This window comes from Pseudomonas sp. PS02303 (assembly GCF_029959925.1).
GTDB lineage: Bacteria > Pseudomonadota > Gammaproteobacteria > Pseudomonadales > Pseudomonadaceae > Aquipseudomonas > Aquipseudomonas mandelii.
Genome location: NZ_JASCOM010000005.1, coordinates 17,183 through 36,357, shown reverse-complemented (window position 1 = coordinate 36,357; position 19,175 = coordinate 17,183). Strand labels below are relative to the sequence as shown.

Here is a 19,175-nt window from a genome sequence, read left to right as displayed (position 1 = left end):
GAGGGAAACTTTCAGCAGCCTTACAGACCGGGTTGTGAATAGCTGACGCCGGAATCGTGGTCCGGCGTCGGTTTTTTCGATGTGGCTTGTAGTCCCTAGTGCACCAACATGCCAGTGAGCCAGTAGGCCTGAATGTAGGTGATCAGGCCGACGATGGTTGCAAAGAACAGGCTGTGCTTGAGGGTGAAGCGGAACAGGTCCGATTCCTTGCCCACCAGACCGGTGGCGGCGCAGGCCACGGCGATCGATTGCGGCGAGATCATCTTGCCGGTCACGCCGCCGCTGGTGTTTGCCGCCACCAACAGCACATCGCTCACGCCGATCTGGTGCGCGGTGGTTGCTTGCAACGAACTGAACAGCGCGTTGGACGAGGTATCGGACCCGGTCAGGAACACGCCCAACCAGCCGAGGAATGGCGAGAAGAACGGGAATGCCGCGCCAGTGCCTGCCAATACCAGTGCCATGGTCGAAGACATGCCCGAGTAGTTGGTGACGAAGGCGAACGCCAACACCATGCCGATCGACAGAATCGGCCAGCGCAGCTCGTAGAAGGTCTCTTTCAAAGTGGTAAGACCAGTTTTGATGTTGATCTTCAGCACCAGCATCGAGATCAGCGCGGAGAAGAAAATCGCCGTGCCGGTCGCGGAAATCGGATCGAGTTTGAACACCGCTGTAATGGCAGTCGGCGCAGTCACGATCGGTGCGACCTTGATCACCATCTGATCCAGGTGCGGGATGGCGAAGTTGAACACCCAGCTGTACATCGAACCGCCGGCGGCGAACATGGCCTTGAACGGTTTCAGGGTCCAGATGGTGACCAGCACGGTGAGGATCAGGAACGGCGACCAGGCTTTGACGATTTCGAACAGGCTGTAAGGCGACGCCACGCTGGTGCGCGGCTGGCCGAAACCACCGGCGCTGGCGGTCACAACGGAGGCCGAGACGGCACCGGCGATGTGTTGGCCGGCGGCGCGTTTTGGCTGCCAGACTTTCAGGAACAGCGTCAGGGAAATCAGGCTGGCCAGGGCCGAGGTGATGTCCGGCAACTCAGGGCCGATGAAGTTCGACGTGAAGTATTGGGTGATGGCAAAGCTCAAGCCGGCCACCAGCGCAGCAGGCCAGGTTTCCCGAACGCCGCGCAGGCCGTCCATCATGAACACCAGCCAGAACGGCACGAACAGCGACAGCAACGGCAGTTGGCGGCCGGTCATGGCGCCGATCTTGAACGCGTCAATGCCGGTCACTTGCCCGGCCACGATGATCGGAATCCCCAGGGCACCGAAAGCCACTGGCGCGGTGTTGGCGATCAGGCACAGGCCAGCGGCGTACAGTGGGTTGAAGCCCAGTCCTACAAGCAGCGCGGCGGTAATCGCTACCGGTGCACCGAAACCTGCGGCACCTTCCAGGAACGCGCCGAAGCAGAAACCGATCAGCAGCACCTGCAAACGCTGGTCGTCGGTGATCGACAATACCGAGCTGCGGATCACTTCGAACTGACCACTCTTGACCGTCAGTTTGTAGAGGAACACGGCCGCGACAATGATCCAGGCAATCGGCCACAGACCGTAGGCAAAGCCATAGCCTGCGGCGGCGAAGGCCATATCGACCGGCATCTGGAAGGCAAAGATCGCAACGGCGATGGACAACGCCAGGGTGATGCTGCCGGCCACATGGCCTTTGAGGCGGAACACCGCCAACGCCAGGAAGAAAAACACGATGGGAATAACGGCCGCGAGCGCGGAAACGCCAAGGCTGCCGAGCGGGGTATAGAGCTGTTGCCAGGTTTGCATATGGGGTGGCCCCTAATTGTTGTTGGTCAGGCACTGGTCAGCGTTCTTGGATAATTGGTAATACCAATTTACAATCGCTGTTGGCTAGGGTAAAAGCCTTGTATGCGGTGTGTCAATTTGTCGCCCTAAAACTTTTGTCGAATAAGTGCTGAATAGTGGGCGTGATCCGCTTTAACAAATGCCGTCTGGTAGGTGCTGGCACAGCGCCGATAGGCCAGAATAGAGGGCCCGGCGAGCCGTCGGGACCGTGGAGAATTGAGTTATGGGGTTTGATCAGATTCGTCAGCGCCGTTTGTCTGACGATATTGTCGAGCAACTCGAGGGGATGATCCTCGAAGGCACGTTGAAGTCTGGCGAGCGCTTGCCGGCCGAGCGCGCGTTGGCCGAGCAGTTCGGCGTGTCACGCCCCTCGTTGCGCGAGGCGATTCAGAAACTGGCGGCCAAAGGCTTGTTGGTCAGTCGCCAGGGCGGCGGCAATTATGTGGTGGAGTCGCTGGGTTCGACCTTCAGCGATCCGCTGTTGCATCTGCTGGAAAGCAACCCGGAAGCCCAGCGCGATCTGCTGGAGTTTCGCCATACGCTGGAGGCGTCCTGCGCCTATTACGCGGCACTGCGCGCCACGGATGTCGATCGCGAGCGGCTGACGGCGGCATTCAATGAATTGCAGGACTGCTACACGCGTCACGATGAGGTGAGCCGGGCGGAAGAGGGCGCGGCGGATGCGAAATTTCACTTGGCGATTGCCGAAGCCAGTCACAACGCTGTGTTGCTGCACACCATTCGCGGGCTGTTCGATCTGCTCAAGCGCAACGTGGTGACCAACATTGGCGGCATGTACAAGCAGCGCACGGAAACCCGCGACATGCTGATCACGCAACATCGGGAGCTGTACCTGGCGATTATCGAAGGGCGGGCGGAACAGGCGCGGGAAGTCTCCAGCCGACATATTTTGTATGTGCAGGAAGTGCTGGAAGAAGTGCGTCAGGAAGTGCAGCGCATGGCCCGGGCGGAGCGGCGCAAGGGGATGTAGCCATGATCGTCCCCACGCTCCGCGTGGGAACGATCATCAGACCGAAAGATTAATCTTCCTTGCCCTTGTTGCGCACCGCACGCTGCAACTCGCGACCGGCGTCGCGTTCGCGTTCGGTATCACGCTTGTCGTATTCCTTCTTGCCCTTGCCCAGAGCGATCTCGCACTTGACCATGTGCTTGCTCCAGTACCAGGACAGGCACACGCAGGCATAGCCTTTTTGCTGCACGGCGGCGGCCAGCTTTTCAAGCTCGCGGCGGTTGAGCAACAATTTGCGGGTGCGGGTCGGATCAGCGATGACGTGGGTGCTGGCGGTCATCAGCGGCGTAATGTGGCTGCCGAGCAGCCAGGCTTCGCCATCCTTGAGCAGCACGTAACTGTCAACCAGTTGCAGCTTGCTTGCCCGCAGACTTTTTACTTCCCAGCCGGCCAGGACCAGACCAGCCTCGAACTTATGCTCGATGAAGTAATCGTGTCGCGCCTTTTTGTTTTGCGCGATGGTCCCTTTTGGGTGTTTCTTCTGTTTAGCCATAGGGGCGGCATTATAGGGAGTTGCACGCGAGTCGGCTACGGTATCGCTACGTGCTTGAGCAGGTTGATTGAATCCCGGACAATGCGGCCTCTTTTTTGAACGCTTGGGCGTGATAACGATGTCGACAGACAAGGTTTCTGTCCACGGCAGTTGGGCTAGCCGCTGGGTCTTCATACTCGCCGCGACCGGTTCGGCCGTGGGCCTGGGTAGTATCTGGAAATTCCCGTACATGGTCGGCGTCTACGGCGGCGGCGCCTTCGTGCTGATGTTCCTGGCCTGTATCGCGCTGATCGGCGTGCCGGTCATGCTGGCCGAAACCCTGATCGGCCGCCGCGCGCGGCAGAGCCCGGCCAACGCCTTGAAGGTGCTGGCGGTGGAAGCAGGGCATTCGGGCAAGTGGTCCTGGGGCGCATTCGCCGGGATGATCACGGCGTTGCTGATCCTGTCTTTCTATAGTGTGGTCGGCGGCTGGTCGCTGGATTACATCATCGACATGGGCCGTGGCGACTTCCAGGGAGCAACGCCCGATCAGGTCGGCGCGTACTTTGGCAATGTGATCGCCGATCCGTGGCGCCTGACACTTTGGCACACGATTTTCATGCTGCTGTCTGCCGTCGTCATCGCCAAAGGCGTGGTCGCCGGGCTTGAACGCAGCCTGCGGATCATGATGCCGCTGCTTTTCGTGATGATTCTGGTGCTGCTGGGCTACAGCATGACCACCGGTCATTTCATGGAAGGCGTGCACTTCATGTTCGACTTCCACCCGGAAAAAGTCCTCGACGGCTTGTTGCCGGCCATGGGGCACGCGTTCTTCTCCCTGAGTGTGGGCGTTGGTTCGATCATGATTTACGGCGCTTACATGCCCAAGCATTCGTCGATCTCCGGCACCGTGGTCGGCGTGGCGCTGCTCGACACCTTCGTTTCCCTGGTGGCTGGTCTGGCATTGTTTCCGATTGTGTTCGCTGCGGGCTTGAACCCGAGCGAAGGCCCGGGCCTGATGTTTGTCAGCCTGCCGTTCGCCTTCGGTAACGTAGCGTTCGGCCAGTTGATGGGCGTAGTGTTCTTCGTACTGGTCGCGGTGGCTGCCTGGAGCTCGGCGATTTCCCTGCTCGAGCCGATGGTGGCTTACCTGGTCGAGCGTACGAAAGTCAGTCGCGCCTGGGTGACTTTCTGGCTGGCGTTTATCTGCTGGTTCGTGGGGTTGGGCACGGTGTTTTCCTTCAATATCTGGAAGGAAGCCAAATTTTTCGTGAACGAAGGCGGGATGTTCCATCTCTATCAATGGGGTGCGGCAGGTGGCCTGGACTTCTTTGGCGTGATCGATTTCTTCACGTCGCGGATCATGTTGCCACTCGGTGGTTTGTGTTTCGTGGTGTTTGCGGGCTGGGTGATGGGGCGTGAAGCGGTGCGCGACGAGTTGTCGGTCCGCAACCCTGCGCTGTTCGCCCTGTCCTTGTTCTTGATGCGCTATGTGGCGCCCATCGGCATTCTCGTAGTGTTTGCCGCACAGCTGTGGAAGTGACGCTGACATGACGACACACATTCAACGTTCGGCTCTGCTGCCTTACCCGGCGCAAGCACTGTATGACCTGGTCAACGACGTGGCGCGTTACCCGGAATTTCTGCCGTGGTGTTCCACCGCTGAAGTGCTGGAAAGCACTCCCGAGCACATGCGTGCCAGCGTGGGCGTGGCCAAGGGTGGGTTGAGTCAGCATTTTGTTACCAGAAACACTTTAGTGCCCGGCCATTCGATCGAGATGAACCTCGAGGAAGGACCTTTCACCCAGTTGCATGGCATTTGGGTGTTCAAGCCGTTGGGCGAAAAGGCCTGCAAGATCAGTCTGGACCTGTCCTTCGATTACGCCGGGCCGATTGTTCGCGCAACCTTGGGGCCGCTGTTCAATCAGGCCGCAAACACGTTGGTGGACGCGTTTTGCCAGCGCGCCAAACAAATGCATGGTTGAGTCGAAGGTTGACGTCGAGGTGGTCTACGCCGCAGTTGATCGTCAGGTGCTTCTCGCAGTGTCGGTGCCAGCAGGAACGACGGTGCGCGCGGCTTTGCTGGCGTCAGGCGTTGGCGAGACCTTCGCGGAGCTGGATCTGACCCATTGCCCGGTGGGGATCTTCGGTAAAGTAATTACGGATGCGGACACTCGTCCTGTCCAGGCGGGTGATCGCATCGAGATTTACCGGCCATTGCTGGCAGATCCGAAAGAGGTTCGTCGGCTGCGTGCCGCCAAGGCTGCTGAGGCCAAGGCCCGGAATCAGTAAGCCGCCCAAGCGCCAGACAATAAAAAACCCGGACATGCCGGGTTTTTTATTGCGTCGCAAATTATTGCGGCGACGTTTCCAGCGGTTCTGGCGTCGGGACCGGAACGGTTTCTACACCGTCTACGTCCTTCTGGATCTGGTCCAGCAACGAGCCTGGCTTGACCGGTTTTTCCGGTTTCGGCTTCTCGGCGTTTTCTGCTGGTGCAGTGACTGTTGTGCCACTGTCCTTGCCGAGAATGGCTTCGTCGCGGCTCACGCCTGGCATGAAATCACCAGAGAGGCTGACAAGTTGGTCATTTGGGTTGAAGATAACGCTAATGCGTTCCTGTTGGCGTTCACCGCCACCCGGTTGCAGGCTGTACAGATAATCCCAGCGATCGGCATGGAACGTGTCGGTCAGCAGAGGGTTGCCCATGATAAACCGTACTTGCTTACGGGTCATTCCCGGGCGTAACTGGTTTATCATGTCCTGCGTGACGACATTGCCCTGCTGGATGTCGATTTTGTAAACCCCGGGGAATGAACAACCGGCGAGTGCGAGCAGTCCCACAAAGGTGAAACTGGTTAGCAAGAGCTTGGTGTTTTGCATCGGTGGGCGACTTCCACTATCTTGGCTGGGACAACGTAAACGCCGATCATACCCGCATTAAGAGAAGCTGCGAAGCAGCATCGCGAGAAAGCTGACCATGGTTGAAAATAGCGAACTACGCAAAGCCGGCCTCAAAGTGACCCTTCCACGGGTCAAAATTCTGCAAATGCTCGATTCCGCCGAGCAACGCCACATGAGTGCCGAGGATGTTTACAAGGCGCTGATGGAGGCTGGTGAGGACGTCGGTCTGGCCACGGTTTACCGTGTACTGACTCAGTTCGAGGCAGCTGGCCTTGTGGTGCGGCACAACTTCGACGGAGGCCATGCGGTCTTCGAGCTGGATGACGGCAAGCATCACGACCATATGGTCAACGTCGAAACCAGCGAAGTGATCGAATTCTTCGACGAAGAAATCGAGCGTCTGCAGAAAGCCATCGTCGATAAGTACGGCTTCGAGATGGTTGATCACAATCTGGTGCTGTACGTGCGCAAGAAAAAGTAAGCATGTCGCGCGAATTTTACATTCGCGAAACGAGCGAAGGCGACCCAAGGGTCGCCTTCGTGCTTTCTGCCGTCCTTAAATTTTTGCGGTGACGACCATTTTTTTCGCGTGAGCCAGGGATTCCTTGGTCAGATCGATGCCACCCAGCATCCGCGCTACTTCTTCGACGCGATCATTCTTGCTCAGTTTGGAAACAGCCGTGTGGGTCGCCTCTTCGCCGCGCACCTTGTGCACGAATAGATGTTGATGGCCCTGGGCGGCCACTTGCGGCAAGTGGGTCACCGTCAGCACCTGCCCGCGTTCACCGAGGCGACGTAGCAGTTGGCCAACGATTTCGGCGGTGGGGCCTCCGATGCCCACGTCCACTTCATCGAATACAAGTGTCGGCACACGTGAGGTCTGTGCGGTGATCACCTGAATAGCCAGGCTGATCCGTGACAGTTCGCCACCCGAGGCCACTTTGGCCAAGGCTTTTAATGGCTGACCCGGGTTGGCGCTGACCAGCAGCTCGACCTGCTCCAGTCCATTAGGCAGCAGTTCGTCGCTGCTGTTAGGACGTAATTCGATAGTGAAGCGCCCGCCGGGCATGCCCAGTCGCTGGATTTCCTGTTCCACGGCGCTGGCCAGGCTGTTCGAGGCTCGATGGCGCAGGTCGCTTAGTTCTCGAGCCTTCTCCTGATAATGACGGGCATAAGAAGCCAGCTCATCGCTCAGTCGCTCGATGGATTCATCGTTGGCGTTCAGGGTTTCGATTTCATCCAGCAAGCGCTGCTGCATCTCGGCGACTTCGGTCGGCTGGATGCGGTGCTTGCGCGCCATGGTGTAGATCGCATCCAGGCGTTCTTCCAGGTATTGAAGGCGTGCCGGGTCGGCGTCGAAGTTGTCGAGAAAGCGGTTGAGCTCGCCCACGGCTTCTTCGACCTGTATCTGTGCGCTGGTCAGCAGGCTGCTGGCTTCACCCAGTGCGCCGATCGAGTTATTGACGCTCGATAGACGATTGAGGCTGGCGGTCAGCGCGTTCAGGACATTCCCGGAATCACTTTCGCTGCATTGCTCGACCACTTGCCGACAGATACCCAGCAGGGTTTCTGCGTTGGTGAGGTTCTTGTGCTCCTGTTCCAGGTGTTCCAGCTCGTTTTCGCCGAGGCCGAGGTTTTCCAGCTCTTCGAGCTGATAGCTGAGCAATTGATGGCGAGCGCGCTGCTCGTCGCCGGAATTGGAGAGGCGCTCCAGCTCCTGGCGAGTCTGGCGCCAGCGTTGGGCGGCCAGATGTACCTGGCGGGCAAGATCAGTGGCGCCGGCGTATTCGTCGAGCAAGCGGCGGTGAGTGTCGGTCTTGAGCAGGGATTGGTGTTCGTGCTGGCTGTGGATATCGATCAGCAGTTCGCCGAGGGCTTTGAGGTCGCCGAGCGGGCAGGGCGTGCCGTTGATATAGCCACGAGAGCGTCCTTCGGCGGTGATGACCCGTCGCAAGATGCACGGGCCGTCGCTTTCCAGGTCGCGCTCTGCCAGCCAGGCGCTGGCTTCCGGGATGTCGACCAGGTCGAAGGTTGCAAGGATGTCGGCCTTGTCGGCGCCGGGACGGACCACGCCGCTGTCGGCACGGTCGCCCAGGGTCAGGCCGAGGGCGTCGAGCATGATCGACTTGCCGGCACCGGTTTCCCCGGTTATCACGCTCATCCCGCGATCGAGCTCGAGATCGAGATGTTCAACGATGGCGTAGTTATGTACGGACAGGTGCACCAGCATAAAGGCCGCTCCCAGGCTTTAGGTCTGGTTATTTATACAGTGTTTTATTTGCGGCTGACAATGCCCCTGAAGTGCTCGATCGCCTCGGTCTGACGAAATGCCTGGTCGTCGAGTAATCACAATGCAGCGTTTTTTGTAGGGTTAATCGCAACCCGCCCCTTGAAGCTGATTTTTGCGGCCCCATATACCGGGACAGAAGCGCGAGTTGAGCTCGCGGACGTTATTGAAAGGAGAATTCTATGGCTGACGAACAGACAGTGGATACGCAAAATCTAGACGCCGATCAGGCTGCCCCGGATTCGGGTGATGAACTGGCGGCTCGCGTACAAGTGCTCGAGGAGCAATTGGCTGGCGCTCATGATCAAGCTTTGCGTGTAGCGGCTGATCTGCAGAACGTCCGCCGTCGAGCCGAGCAGGACGTAGAAAAAGCGCACAAATTCGCCCTGGAAAAATTTGCTGGCGATTTGTTGCCGATCATCGACAGCCTGGAGCGTGGCCTGGAGTTGTCCAACCCGGATGACGAAAGCATCCGCCCAATGCGCGAAGGCATCGAGCTGACCCTGAAAATGTTCCAGGACACCCTGAAGCGTTATCAGTTGGAAGTGATCGATCCGCATGGCGAGCCGTTCAATGCCGTTCAGCACCAGGCAATGGCCATGCAGGAAAGCGCCGACGTTGAGCCGAACAGCGTGCTCAAGGTGTTCCAGAAAGGGTATCAGCTCAACGGTCGTCTGCTGCGCCCGGCCATGGTTGTGGTGAGCAAGGCCCCTGCGCCAGTTTCGCCTTCTATTGATGAGCAGGCTTGAAATTAGCCACAAGGCCCCCATTTAGAAGTCAAGCGTTTAAGTGCTACCGCAGTTAGCCACCACTGCTGCGGCAACCAAATCCAAAAGTTTCGGGAGAATAAACATGGGCAAAATTATCGGTATCGACCTGGGGACTACCAACTCCTGCGTCTCCGTGCTTGAAAACGGCGTAGCCAAAGTTATCGAAAACGCTGAAGGCGCGCGTACCACGCCGTCGATCATCGCTTACGCCAACGACGGCGAAATCCTGGTTGGTCAGTCCGCCAAGCGTCAAGCTGTGACCAATCCGCATAACACCCTGTACGCGGTGAAGCGTCTGATCGGTCGTAAGTTTGACGAAGAAGTCGTACAGAAAGACATCAAGATGGTCCCGTACAAAATCGCCAAGGCTGACAACGGCGACGCATGGGTAGAAGTGAACGGCCAGAAAATGTCGCCGCCACAGATCTCGGCTGAAATTCTGAAGAAAATGAAGAAGACCGCCGAAGACTACCTCGGCGAGCCAGTGACCGAAGCGGTCATCACCGTTCCGGCTTACTTCAACGACAGCCAGCGTCAAGCCACCAAAGACGCCGGCCGTATTGCTGGCCTGGACGTAAAACGTATCATCAACGAACCAACCGCGGCCGCTCTGGCCTACGGTATGGACAAGGCGAAGGGCGATCACACCGTGATCGTTTACGACTTGGGCGGTGGTACCTTCGACGTTTCCGTGATCGAAATCGCTGAAGTCGATGGCGAGCACCAGTTCGAAGTATTGGCCACCAACGGTGACACTTTCCTGGGCGGTGAAGACTTTGACATTCGTCTGATCGACTACCTCGTCGACGAATTCAAGAAAGAAAGCGGCATGAACCTCAAAGGTGACCCGCTGGCCATGCAGCGCCTGAAAGAAGCCGCTGAAAAAGCCAAGATCGAACTGTCCTCGAGCATGTCGACTGATGTGAACCTGCCGTACATCACTGCAGACGCCACCGGTCCTAAGCACTTGAACGTGAAAATCTCCCGCGCCAAGCTCGAAGCGCTGGTAGAAGACCTGGTTCAGCGCACCATCGAACCTTGCCGCATCGCGCTGAAAGACTCCGGTATCGACGTTGGCGCCATCAACGACGTGATCCTGGTGGGCGGTCAGACCCGTATGCCACTGGTTCAGAAGTTGGTGACCGAGTTCTTCGGTAAAGAAGCACGTAAAGACGTGAACCCGGACGAAGCCGTTGCCATGGGTGCTGCTATCCAGGGTGCCGTACTGGCCGGTGACGTGAAAGACGTTCTGCTGCTCGACGTCAGCCCGCTGACCCTGGGTATCGAAACCATGGGTGGCGTGATGACCGCGCTGATCGAGAAAAACACCACGATTCCTACCAAGAAATCGCAAGTGTTTTCGACTGCCGACGACAACCAGGGCGCCGTGACCATTCACGTGCTGCAAGGTGAGCGTAAGCAAGCGGCACAGAACAAGTCCCTGGGCAAGTTCGACCTGGCCGAGATTCCACCAGCACCACGTGGCGTGCCACAAATTGAAGTGACCTTCGACATCGACGCCAACGGCATCCTGCACGTAGGCGCCAAAGACAAGGCCACCGGCAAGACTCAGTCGATCGTGATCAAGGCCAACTCCGGTCTGTCCGAGGAAGAGATTCAGCAGATGATTCGCGATGCTGAAGCCAACGCCGAAGAAGACAGCAAGTTCGAAGCGCTGGCCGCAGCCCGCAACCAGGGCGATGCACTGGTTCACTCGACTCGCAAAATGGTCGCTGACGCCGGCGATAAAGTGACGGCTGAAGAGAAGACTGCAATCGAAGCCGCTGTTGTTGCTCTGGAAGCCGCTGTCAAAGGCGACGACAAGGCTGCAATCGAAGCCAAGGTTGAAGAGTTGTCCAAAGTCTCCGCACCAGTGGCGCAGAAGATGTACGCCGAACAGGCCCAGCCTGCCGAAGGCGCGGCACCTAACGACGAAAAAGCCGAAAAAGCCGACGACGTTGTTGATGCTGAGTTCGAAGAAGTCAAAGACCACAAGTAAGTTGTTGGTCGCCCGGTTGACTGCCTTCTGGCGGTGACTGGTAGGATGTCGCCGCGCGGGAGCTTGCTCCCGCGTTGGCGTGTCTGGAGTTAGCGAATTTTTACAGCATGCGACAACGCTCGAATGCTGGCGGTATGGCCGGGAATGCTCCTGCTTCTCGAGCTGAAAGTACCGCATTGAATCAAAGACCAGGATCGTTGAATTGACGTGAGTTGGGTCCGGGCCTGTATTGGGGCTCAACGAGTTTGGCGAGGCTCAGGAGGGGTTTGCCGGACGTCCTTAAGAGTGCAAAGACTTATGGCAAAGCGTGACTATTACGAAATATTGGGTGTTGAGCGTGGTTCAAGCGAAGCAGACCTGAAAAAGGCCTACCGTCGCCTGGCGATGAAGCATCACCCGGACCGTAATCCCGATGACAAAGCGTCGGAAGAGATGTTCAAGGAGGCCAACGAGGCCTACGAAGTACTGTCCGATTCCAGCAAGCGCGCGGCCTACGACCAGTACGGTCATGCCGGCGTCGACCCGAGCATGGGTGGCGGCGGTGCCGGATTTGGCGGTCAGAACTTCTCCGACATCTTTGGTGATGTCTTCAGTGACTTCTTCGGTGGTGGTCGCGGCGGTGCCCGTGGCGGCGCTCAGCGTGGCAGCGACTTGCGTTATACCCTGGAGCTGAACCTGGAAGAAGCGGTGCGCGGCACGACCGTGAATATCCGCGTTCCGACACTGGTCAACTGCAAGCCCTGCGACGGCTCGGGTGCCAAGAAAGGCTCCTCGCCAGTGACCTGTCCGACATGCGGCGGTATTGGCCAGGTGCGCATGCAGCAGGGCTTCTTCTCGGTGCAGCAGACCTGCCCGCGTTGCCATGGCCAGGGCAAGATCATTTCCGACCCGTGCAACTCCTGTAACGGCGAAGGCCGTGTCGAAGAGTACAAAACCCTCTCGGTGAAAGTGCCGGCCGGTGTGGATACCGGTGATCGCATTCGTCTGTCCGGCGAAGGCGAGGCGGGTGCGCAGGGTGGACCGACGGGCGATCTGTACGTGGTGATCAATGTGCGCGAGCACGCGATCTTCCAGCGCGACGGCAAGCACCTGTTCTGCGAAGTGCCGATCAGTTTTGTTGATGCTGCACTGGGCGGCGAGCTGGAGATTCCGACCCTTGATGGTCGAGTCAAACTGAAAATCCCTGAAGGGACCCAGACCGGCAAGCAGTTCCGTGTTCGCGGCAAAGGCGTTGCGCCTGTGCGTGGCGGTGGAGCCGGTGACTTGATGTGCCGTGTGGCGGTCGAAACTCCGGTCAACCTGGGTCGTCGTCAGCGCGAATTGCTGGAAGAGTTCCGCAGCTCGCTGGCGGATGACAACAGCCATTCGCCGAAAACCACCGGTTGGTTCGAAGGCGTGAAGCGCTTCTTCGGCGATTTGTAAGGAGACAGGCATGCGACGTATTGCAGTGATGGGCGCCGCCGGGCGCATGGGCAAAACCCTGATCGAGGCCGTGCAGCAACAGCAGGGCGCGGGTCTGACGGCGGCCATTGATCGTCCGGACAGCTCGCTGGTCGGCGCAGATGCCGGCGAACTGGCTGCGTTGGGTCGTATCGGTGTGCCGCTGTCGGGTGATCTGGATCGCGTGGTCGACGAGTTCGACGTGCTGATCGACTTCACGCACCCGACGGTGACGCTGAAGAACCTCGCGTTCTGCCGCAAGCATCACAAGGCGATGATCATCGGTACCACCGGTTTCAGTGTTGAGGAGAAGCAGTTGCTGGCGGAAGCGGGCAAGGACATTCCGATTGTCTTCGCGGCCAACTTCAGCGTCGGCGTTAATCTTTGCCTGAAGCTGCTCGACACCGCCGCCCGGGTGCTGGGTGATGATGTCGATATCGAAATCACTGAAGCCCATCATCGGCATAAAGTCGATGCGCCGTCCGGTACTGCCGTGCGCATGGGTGAAGTGATTGCCGATGCGCTGGGGCGTGATCTGAAGAAGGTGGCGGTTTACGGTCGTGAAGGCCAGACCGGCGCCCGCGCTCGCGAAACCATCGGCTTCGCCACGGTGCGTGCCGGTGACATCGTCGGTGATCACACTGTGCTGTTCGCCGCTGATGGTGAACGTGTCGAGATCACGCATAAAGCGTCCAGTCGCATGACCTTTGCCAAGGGTGCAGTACGTGCCGCCTTGTGGCTGGATGGGCGCGAGCCGGGTCTTTATGACATGCAAGACGTGCTCGACCTGCGTTAAGAAGTGCCTGAAATCGGGTTCGAACACGGCGTTTGAGCCCGGTTTTACTCCGTCAAGCGACGTCCTGTCGCATTCTCCGGCCTTTAAGGCTCATTGGCGGTAGACCGAAAATGCCTTTTTCTGTAAGCTACAGCTTTAGTGTGTTCACTAAAAGCGCGCAGAATAATTCAGTGAATGAGCGGGGTGACGTGTCCATACGTCACTCCGCTTTTTTACACCTGCGATCGCCCTTTCAGGCTTTATTTACGGGAGGTCTTCTTGACTAAGCCAGCCATACTCGCCCTTGCTGATGGCAGCATTTTTCGCGGCGAAGCAATTGGAGCCGACGGTCAAACCGTTGGTGAGGTGGTATTCAACACCGCCATGACCGGCTATCAGGAAATCCTTACCGATCCTTCCTACGCCCAACAGATCGTTACCCTGACTTACCCGCACATCGGCAACACCGGCACAACGCCGGAAGACGCCGAGTCCGACCGCGTATGGTCCGCTGGCCTGGTCATCCGTGACCTGCCACTGGTTGCGAGCAACTGGCGTAACACGATGTCCCTGTCCGACTACCTGAAAGCCAACAACGTAGTGGCAATCGCCGGTATCGATACTCGCCGCCTGACACGCATTTTGCGTGAAAAAGGTGCGCAGAACGGCTGCATCATGGCAGGTGACAACATCTCCGAAGAAGCCGCCATCGCCGCCGCCCAGGGTTTCCCTGGCCTCAAAGGCATGGACCTGGCGAAAGTCGTCAGCACCAAAGAGCAATACGAGTGGCGCTCGACTGTCTGGGATCTGAAAACCGACAGCCACGCGACCATCGAAGCCTCCGAGCTGCCCTACCACGTGGTTGCCTACGACTACGGCGTCAAGCTGAACATCCTGCGCATGCTGGTCGAACGCGGTTGCCGCGTGACCGTGGTGCCGGCCCAGACTCCAGCCGCTGACGTTCTGGCGATGAAGCCGGACGGCGTGTTCCTGTCCAACGGCCCTGGTGACCCGGAGCCTTGCGACTACGCGATCCAGGCGATCAAGGACGTGCTCGAAACCGAGATTCCGGTCTTCGGCATCTGCCTCGGTCACCAGCTGCTGGCCCTAGCCTCCGGTGCCAAGACCCTGAAAATGGGCCACGGCCACCACGGTGCCAACCACCCGGTCCAGGATCTGGATACCGGTGTAGTGATGATCACCAGCCAGAACCACGGTTTTGCGGTAGACGAAGCGACCCTGCCGGCCAACGTCCGCGCGATTCACAAATCGCTGTTCGACGGTACCCTTCAAGGCATCGAGCGTACCGACAAAAGCGCCTTCAGCTTCCAGGGTCACCCTGAAGCCAGCCCTGGCCCGAACGACGTAGCGCCATTGTTCGATCGCTTCATCAACGAAATGGCCAAGCGACGCTAATCGCTCGCCTTGATGTTGCAAAGCTTGAGGGGCGGTCCCGAACATCGGCGGCCCCCTCAAGGCTTCACAGATTGAACAAGACGGCTTGCCGACTGACCTGCGGATTTGAGTGACAAACCCATGCCAAAACGTACAGACATTAAAAGCATCCTGATTCTCGGCGCTGGCCCGATCGTGATCGGCCAGGCCTGCGAATTCGACTACTCCGGCGCCCAGGCCTGCAAAGCCCTGCGCGAGGAGGGTTACCGCGTCATCCTGGTGAACTCCAACCCAGCGACCATCATGACCGACCCGGATATGGCCGACGCCACCTACATCGAGCCGATCAAATGGCAGACCGTTGCCAAGATCATCGAGAAAGAGCGTCCGGACGCGCTGCTGCCGACCATGGGTGGCCAGACTGCTCTGAACTGCGCCCTGGACCTGGAGCGCGAAGGCGTTCTGGAGAAGTTCGGCGTAGAGATGATCGGTGCCAACGCTGACACCATCGACAAGGCCGAAGACCGTTCGCGCTTCGACAAGGCGATGAAATCCATCGGCCTGGACTGCCCGCGTTCGGGTATCGCCCACAGCATGGAAGAGGCCAACGCAGTGCTCGAGAAGCTTGGCTTCCCGTGCATCATCCGTCCGTCCTTCACCATGGGCGGCACCGGTGGCGGTATCGCTTACAACCGCGAAGAGTTCGAAGAAATCTGCGCCCGCGGTCTCGACCTGTCGCCGACCAAGGAACTGCTGATCGATGAATCCCTGATCGGCTGGAAAGAGTATGAGATGGAGGTTGTCCGCGATAAGAAGGACAACTGCATCATCGTCTGCTCCATCGAAAACTTTGACCCGATGGGCGTGCACACCGGTGACTCGATCACCGTTGCTCCGGCACAAACCCTGACGGACAAGGAATACCAGATCATGCGTAACGCCTCTCTGGCGGTACTGCGCGAGATCGGCGTGGAAACCGGCGGCTCCAACGTCCAGTTCGGCATCTGCCCGGACACTGGCCGCATGGTAGTCATCGAGATGAACCCGCGTGTATCCCGCTCTTCGGCACTGGCCTCGAAAGCCACTGGTTTCCCGATTGCGCGTATCGCTGCCAAGCTGGCGATCGGCTACACCCTGGACGAACTGCAGAACGAAATCACCGGCGGCGCTACTCCTGCATCCTTCGAGCCGTCCATTGACTACGTCGTGACCAAGTTGCCACGCTTCGCCTTCGAGAAATTCCCGAAAGCCGACGCGCGCCTGACCACTCAAATGAAGTCGGTCGGTGAAGTCATGGCGATCGGCCGGACCTTCCAGGAATCCCTGCAGAAAGCTTTGCGCGGCCTGGAAGTGGGCGTTTGCGGCCTGGACGAGAAGCTCGATCTGAGCAATCCGGAAAGCATGAGCATCCTCAAGCGCGAACTGACCGTGCCGGGTGCCGAGCGTATCTGGTACGTGGCTGACGCGTTCCGCGCCGGTCTGTCGGTCGAAGACATCTTCGGCATGAACATGATCGACCCGTGGTTCCTGGTGCAGATCGAAGACCTGATCAAGGACGAAGAGAAGGTCAAGACCCTGGGTCTGGCTAGCATCGACCGCGACTTGATGTTCAAGCTCAAGCGCAAAGGCTTCTCCGACATGCGTCTGGCCAAGCTGCTGGGCGTGACCGAGAAGGCGCTGCGTCGCCACCGTCACAAGCTGGAAATCTTCCCGGTCTACAAGCGCGTCGACACCTGCGCGGCCGAGTTCGCCACCGACACCGCCTACATGTACTCGACTTACGAGGAAGAGTGCGAAGCCGCACCGACGGGCCGCGACAAGATCATGATCCTGGGCGGCGGTCCTAACCGCATCGGCCAAGGCATCGAGTTCGACTACTGCTGCGTACACGCGGCACTTGCCCTGCGCGCCGACGGTTACGAGACCATCATGGTCAATTGCAACCCGGAAACCGTTTCGACCGATTACGACACCTCCGATCGCCTGTACTTCGAGCCGGTGACCCTGGAAGACGTGCTGGAAATCTGCCGCGTCGAGAAGCCAAAAGGCGTGATCGTCCAGTACGGCGGCCAAACCCCGCTGAAACTGGCTCGCGCCCTGGAAGAAGCTGGCGTGCCAATCATCGGCACCAGCCCTGACGCCATCGACCGTGCCGAAGACCGTGAGCGCTTCCAGCAGATGGTTGAGCGCCTGAATCTGCGTCAGCCGCCAAACGCTACCGTGCGTAGCGAAGACGAAGCGATTCGTGCTGCCGCCAAGATCGGTTACCCGCTGGTGGTTCGACCGTCCTATGTTTTGGGCGGTCGTGCGATGGAAATCGTCTACGAAGAAGAAGAACTCAAGCGCTACCTGCGCGATGCGGTGAAGGTGTCCAACGACAGCCCGGTGCTGCTCGACCACTTCCTCAACTGCGCCATCGAAATGGACGTGGATGCGGTCTGCGACGGCACCGACGTGGTGATCGGCGCGATCATGCAGCATATCGAGCAGGCCGGCGTTCACTCCGGTGACTCGGCGTGCTCCCTGCCGCCGTACTCGCTGCCTGCGCACATCCAGGACGAGATGCGCGAACAGGTCAAGAAAATGGCCCTGGAACTGGGCGTTGTCGGTCTGATGAACGTGCAGTTGGCTCTGCAAGGCGAAGACATCTACGTCATCGAAGTCAACCCGCGCGCTTCCCGTACCGTACCGTTCGTGTCCAAGTGCATCGGTGTTTCCCTGGCCATGATCGCGGCACGCGTGATGGCCGGTAAAACCCTGAAAGAAATCGGCTTCACCAAAGAAATCATCCCGAACTTCTACAGCGTGAAAGAGGCGGTGTTCCCATTCGCCAAATTCCCTGGTGTGGACCCGATCCTGGGCCCTGAGATGAAGTCCACCGGTGAAGTGATGGGCGTGGGTGACACCTTCGGCGAAGCGTTCGCCAAGGCGCAAATGGGCGCCAGCGAAGTGCTGCCGACCGGCGGCACCGCGTTCATCAGCGTGCGTGACGACGATAAGCCACTGGTTGCAGGCGTGGCCCGTGATCTGATCAACTTGGGCTTCGAAGTGGTCGCCACTGCCGGTACTGCCAAGCTGATCGAAGCCGCAGGCCTGAAAGTGCGCCGTGTGAACAAGGTGACCGAAGGTCGTCCGCACGTGGTCGACATGATCAAGAATGACGAAGTCACCCTGATCATCAACACCACCGAAGGTCGTCAGTCGATTGCTGATTCGTACTCCATTCGTCGTAATGCCCTGCAGCACAAGATCTACTGCACCACGACTATTGCTGCTGGCGAAGCCATCTGCGAAGCGCTGAAGTTCGGTCCCGAGAAGACCGTACGCCGCTTGCAGGATCTACACGCAGGATTGAAGGCATGATCAAGTACCCTATGACCGTCCAGGGCGCGAAAGCCCTGGAAGAAGAACACGCTCACCTGACCAAGGTCGTCCGTCCGAAGCTCAGCCAGGACATCGGCACGGCCCGCGAGTTGGGTGACTTGAAGGAAAACGCCGAATACCACGCTGCCCGTGAGCAGCAAGGGATGGTCGAGGCGCGGATTCGTGACATCGAGGGCCGGATTCAGAATCAGGTGATCATCGACGTCACGACCATTCCTCACACCGGCAAAGTGATTTTCGGTACCACCGTTGAAATCGCCAACGTCGAGACTGATGAAAGCGTCACTTACCACATTGTGGGTGAGGATGAGGCTGACTTTAAACTCGGCAAGATTTCGGTGGGCTCACCACTGGCCCGCGCCTTGATTGCCAAGGAAGAGGGTGACGTGGTTGCCGTGAAAACGCCTGGCGGCGTTATCGAGTACGAGATTGTCGAAGTACGCCACATCTAAACGCAGGCGCCCGCTCCGTGCGGGCTCCATGCTTTGGCAGCTCACTCAGATGTTGTGGGTGGGCGGCTTGTGGCTGTTACACATCGGTCTGCTGCCGGCGCTGGGCCAGATTGGCCTGGCGCCGCTGCTGATTGACGAAATTGCAGGCATGCTTGATGCGCTGATGATGGGTTTCGCCACAGCGTGTGTGATTTTTCAGGCTTTGGTGCTGATTCAGGCCGAGGGCCTTGTCAGTCTATGGCGCGATATTCGTGGGCAACTGCTGCTGATGGCGCTGTATGCGTGCGGTATGTTCTTCGCGGTGCGCGTCGGTTGGCCGGATGCCGTGCGCTGGCAGGTTTTCAGTTACCTTGTTCTGGGCTTTTCCGGGGTGGTGCTGGTGTTGCAGCCGGTACCCGGATGGAGTGGCAGGGTGCGCGAAGCACACCCTTGACCCTTGC

Annotated in this window: 17 protein-coding genes; 13 read left to right on the top strand and 4 right to left on the bottom strand. The window is 58.7% G+C overall.

Annotated features, from left to right (window positions below):
• Window positions 1–95: 95 nt before the first annotated feature.
• Complete coding sequence (locus QMX98_RS02630; RefSeq protein WP_077747381.1) at window positions 96–1,790, bottom strand: lactate permease LctP family transporter; 1,695 nt, start codon at window positions 1,788–1,790, stop codon at window positions 96–98.
• Window positions 1,791–2,052: 262 nt separating this feature from the next.
• Between QMX98_RS02630 and QMX98_RS02625 the strand changes: the two genes are divergently transcribed.
• On the top strand, window positions 2,053–2,820 hold the full coding sequence (locus QMX98_RS02625; RefSeq protein ID WP_010463546.1) for a GntR family transcriptional regulator: 768 nt from the start codon (window positions 2,053–2,055) through the stop codon (window positions 2,818–2,820).
• 49 nt (window positions 2,821–2,869) lie between these two features.
• Here QMX98_RS02625 and smpB read toward each other — a convergent pair whose 3' ends face one another.
• Complete coding sequence (gene smpB, locus QMX98_RS02620) at window positions 2,870–3,352, bottom strand: SsrA-binding protein SmpB (protein WP_282410206.1); 483 nt, start codon at window positions 3,350–3,352, stop codon at window positions 2,870–2,872.
• Window positions 3,353–3,470: 118 nt separating this feature from the next.
• Between smpB and QMX98_RS02615 the strand changes: the two genes are divergently transcribed.
• From QMX98_RS02615 to QMX98_RS02605, 3 genes are read left to right on the top strand one after another with little or no spacing between them, the layout of a single operon-like run.
• Window positions 3,471–4,874 (top strand): sodium-dependent transporter, encoded by a 1,404-nt coding sequence (locus QMX98_RS02615; RefSeq protein ID WP_010463541.1) that lies wholly within the window; start codon window positions 3,471–3,473, stop codon window positions 4,872–4,874.
• A gap of 7 nt (window positions 4,875–4,881) precedes the next feature.
• Complete coding sequence (locus QMX98_RS02610) at window positions 4,882–5,316, top strand: type II toxin-antitoxin system RatA family toxin (RefSeq protein ID WP_010463538.1); 435 nt, start codon at window positions 4,882–4,884, stop codon at window positions 5,314–5,316.
• Window positions 5,309–5,623, top strand: a complete 315-nt coding sequence (locus QMX98_RS02605; RefSeq protein WP_102593595.1) for an RnfH family protein — start codon at window positions 5,309–5,311, stop codon at window positions 5,621–5,623. Before QMX98_RS02610 ends, QMX98_RS02605 begins: the two co-directional genes overlap by 8 nt.
• Before the next feature lie 61 nt (window positions 5,624–5,684).
• Here QMX98_RS02605 and QMX98_RS02600 read toward each other — a convergent pair whose 3' ends face one another.
• On the bottom strand, window positions 5,685–6,212 hold the full coding sequence (locus QMX98_RS02600) for an outer membrane protein assembly factor BamE (RefSeq protein ID WP_010463534.1): 528 nt from the start codon (window positions 6,210–6,212) through the stop codon (window positions 5,685–5,687).
• A 97-nt stretch (window positions 6,213–6,309) separates the two neighbouring features.
• Here QMX98_RS02600 and fur point away from each other — a divergent pair, with 97 nt between their 5' ends.
• Entirely contained in the window at window positions 6,310–6,714 is a 405-nt protein-coding gene (gene fur, locus QMX98_RS02595) for a ferric iron uptake transcriptional regulator (RefSeq protein ID WP_003197684.1), read from the top strand.
• Window positions 6,715–6,789: 75 nt separating this feature from the next.
• Here the strand turns inward: fur and recN are convergent, their stop codons facing one another.
• Window positions 6,790–8,463, bottom strand: coding sequence for a DNA repair protein RecN (gene recN, locus QMX98_RS02590; RefSeq protein WP_282410205.1), 1,674 nt, complete (start codon window positions 8,461–8,463; stop codon window positions 6,790–6,792).
• Between the two features lie 239 nt (window positions 8,464–8,702).
• Between recN and grpE the strand changes: the two genes are divergently transcribed.
• The 8 genes from grpE (at window position 8,703) to QMX98_RS02550 (ending at window position 19,168) form a co-directional block, all read left to right on the top strand.
• The gene (grpE, locus tag QMX98_RS02585; protein WP_077747384.1) at window positions 8,703–9,269 is read left to right on the top strand and encodes a nucleotide exchange factor GrpE; all 567 of its coding nucleotides are present in this window, start codon (window positions 8,703–8,705) and stop codon (window positions 9,267–9,269) included.
• Window positions 9,270–9,372: 103 nt separating this feature from the next.
• Window positions 9,373–11,289, top strand: a complete 1,917-nt coding sequence (gene dnaK, locus QMX98_RS02580) for a molecular chaperone DnaK (RefSeq protein ID WP_077747385.1) — start codon at window positions 9,373–9,375, stop codon at window positions 11,287–11,289.
• A gap of 297 nt (window positions 11,290–11,586) precedes the next feature.
• Window positions 11,587–12,711 (top strand): molecular chaperone DnaJ, encoded by a 1,125-nt coding sequence (gene dnaJ, locus QMX98_RS02575; RefSeq protein WP_010463516.1) that lies wholly within the window; start codon window positions 11,587–11,589, stop codon window positions 12,709–12,711.
• A 10-nt stretch (window positions 12,712–12,721) separates the two neighbouring features.
• Window positions 12,722–13,525 (top strand): 4-hydroxy-tetrahydrodipicolinate reductase, encoded by an 804-nt coding sequence (gene dapB / locus QMX98_RS02570; protein ID WP_010463514.1) that lies wholly within the window; start codon window positions 12,722–12,724, stop codon window positions 13,523–13,525.
• A gap of 258 nt (window positions 13,526–13,783) precedes the next feature.
• The gene (gene carA, locus QMX98_RS02565) at window positions 13,784–14,920 is read left to right on the top strand and encodes a glutamine-hydrolyzing carbamoyl-phosphate synthase small subunit (RefSeq protein WP_010463512.1); all 1,137 of its coding nucleotides are present in this window, start codon (window positions 13,784–13,786) and stop codon (window positions 14,918–14,920) included.
• Between the two features lie 120 nt (window positions 14,921–15,040).
• Window positions 15,041–18,262, top strand: coding sequence for a carbamoyl-phosphate synthase large subunit (carB, locus tag QMX98_RS02560; RefSeq protein WP_010463509.1), 3,222 nt, complete (start codon window positions 15,041–15,043; stop codon window positions 18,260–18,262).
• Entirely contained in the window at window positions 18,259–18,735 is a 477-nt protein-coding gene (gene greA, locus QMX98_RS02555) for a transcription elongation factor GreA (protein ID WP_010463507.1), read from the top strand. Before carB ends, greA begins: the two co-directional genes overlap by 4 nt.
• 28 nt (window positions 18,736–18,763) lie before the next feature.
• A complete protein-coding gene (locus QMX98_RS02550) occupies window positions 18,764–19,168 on the top strand; it encodes an MFS transporter (RefSeq protein WP_282410204.1) in 405 nt (134 codons plus the stop codon).
• The last annotated feature ends 7 nt before the right edge of the window (window positions 19,169–19,175 follow it).

Excerpts from the sequence above, each read along its gene's own strand:
- QMX98_RS02630 (WP_077747381.1), bottom strand. The coding sequence starts at position 1,790 with ATGCAAACCTGGCAACAGCTCTATACCCCGCTCGGCAGCCTTGGCGTT.
- QMX98_RS02625 (WP_010463546.1), top strand. The coding sequence starts at position 2,053 with ATGGGGTTTGATCAGATTCGTCAGCGCCGTTTGTCTGACGATATTGTC.
- smpB (WP_282410206.1), bottom strand. The coding sequence starts at position 3,352 with ATGGCTAAACAGAAGAAACACCCAAAAGGGACCATCGCGCAAAACAAA.
- QMX98_RS02615 (WP_010463541.1), top strand. The coding sequence starts at position 3,471 with ATGTCGACAGACAAGGTTTCTGTCCACGGCAGTTGGGCTAGCCGCTGG.
- QMX98_RS02610 (WP_010463538.1), top strand. The coding sequence starts at position 4,882 with ATGACGACACACATTCAACGTTCGGCTCTGCTGCCTTACCCGGCGCAA.
- QMX98_RS02605 (WP_102593595.1), top strand. The coding sequence starts at position 5,309 with ATGGTTGAGTCGAAGGTTGACGTCGAGGTGGTCTACGCCGCAGTTGAT.
- QMX98_RS02600 (WP_010463534.1), bottom strand. The coding sequence starts at position 6,212 with ATGCAAAACACCAAGCTCTTGCTAACCAGTTTCACCTTTGTGGGACTG.
- fur (WP_003197684.1), top strand. The coding sequence starts at position 6,310 with ATGGTTGAAAATAGCGAACTACGCAAAGCCGGCCTCAAAGTGACCCTT.
- recN (WP_282410205.1), bottom strand. The coding sequence starts at position 8,463 with ATGCTGGTGCACCTGTCCGTACATAACTACGCCATCGTTGAACATCTC.
- grpE (WP_077747384.1), top strand. The coding sequence starts at position 8,703 with ATGGCTGACGAACAGACAGTGGATACGCAAAATCTAGACGCCGATCAG.
- dnaK (WP_077747385.1), top strand. The coding sequence starts at position 9,373 with ATGGGCAAAATTATCGGTATCGACCTGGGGACTACCAACTCCTGCGTC.
- dnaJ (WP_010463516.1), top strand. The coding sequence starts at position 11,587 with ATGGCAAAGCGTGACTATTACGAAATATTGGGTGTTGAGCGTGGTTCA.
- dapB (WP_010463514.1), top strand. The coding sequence starts at position 12,722 with ATGCGACGTATTGCAGTGATGGGCGCCGCCGGGCGCATGGGCAAAACC.
- carB (WP_010463509.1), top strand. The coding sequence starts at position 15,041 with ATGCCAAAACGTACAGACATTAAAAGCATCCTGATTCTCGGCGCTGGC.
- greA (WP_010463507.1), top strand. The coding sequence starts at position 18,259 with ATGATCAAGTACCCTATGACCGTCCAGGGCGCGAAAGCCCTGGAAGAA.
- QMX98_RS02550 (WP_282410204.1), top strand. The coding sequence starts at position 18,764 with ATGCTTTGGCAGCTCACTCAGATGTTGTGGGTGGGCGGCTTGTGGCTG.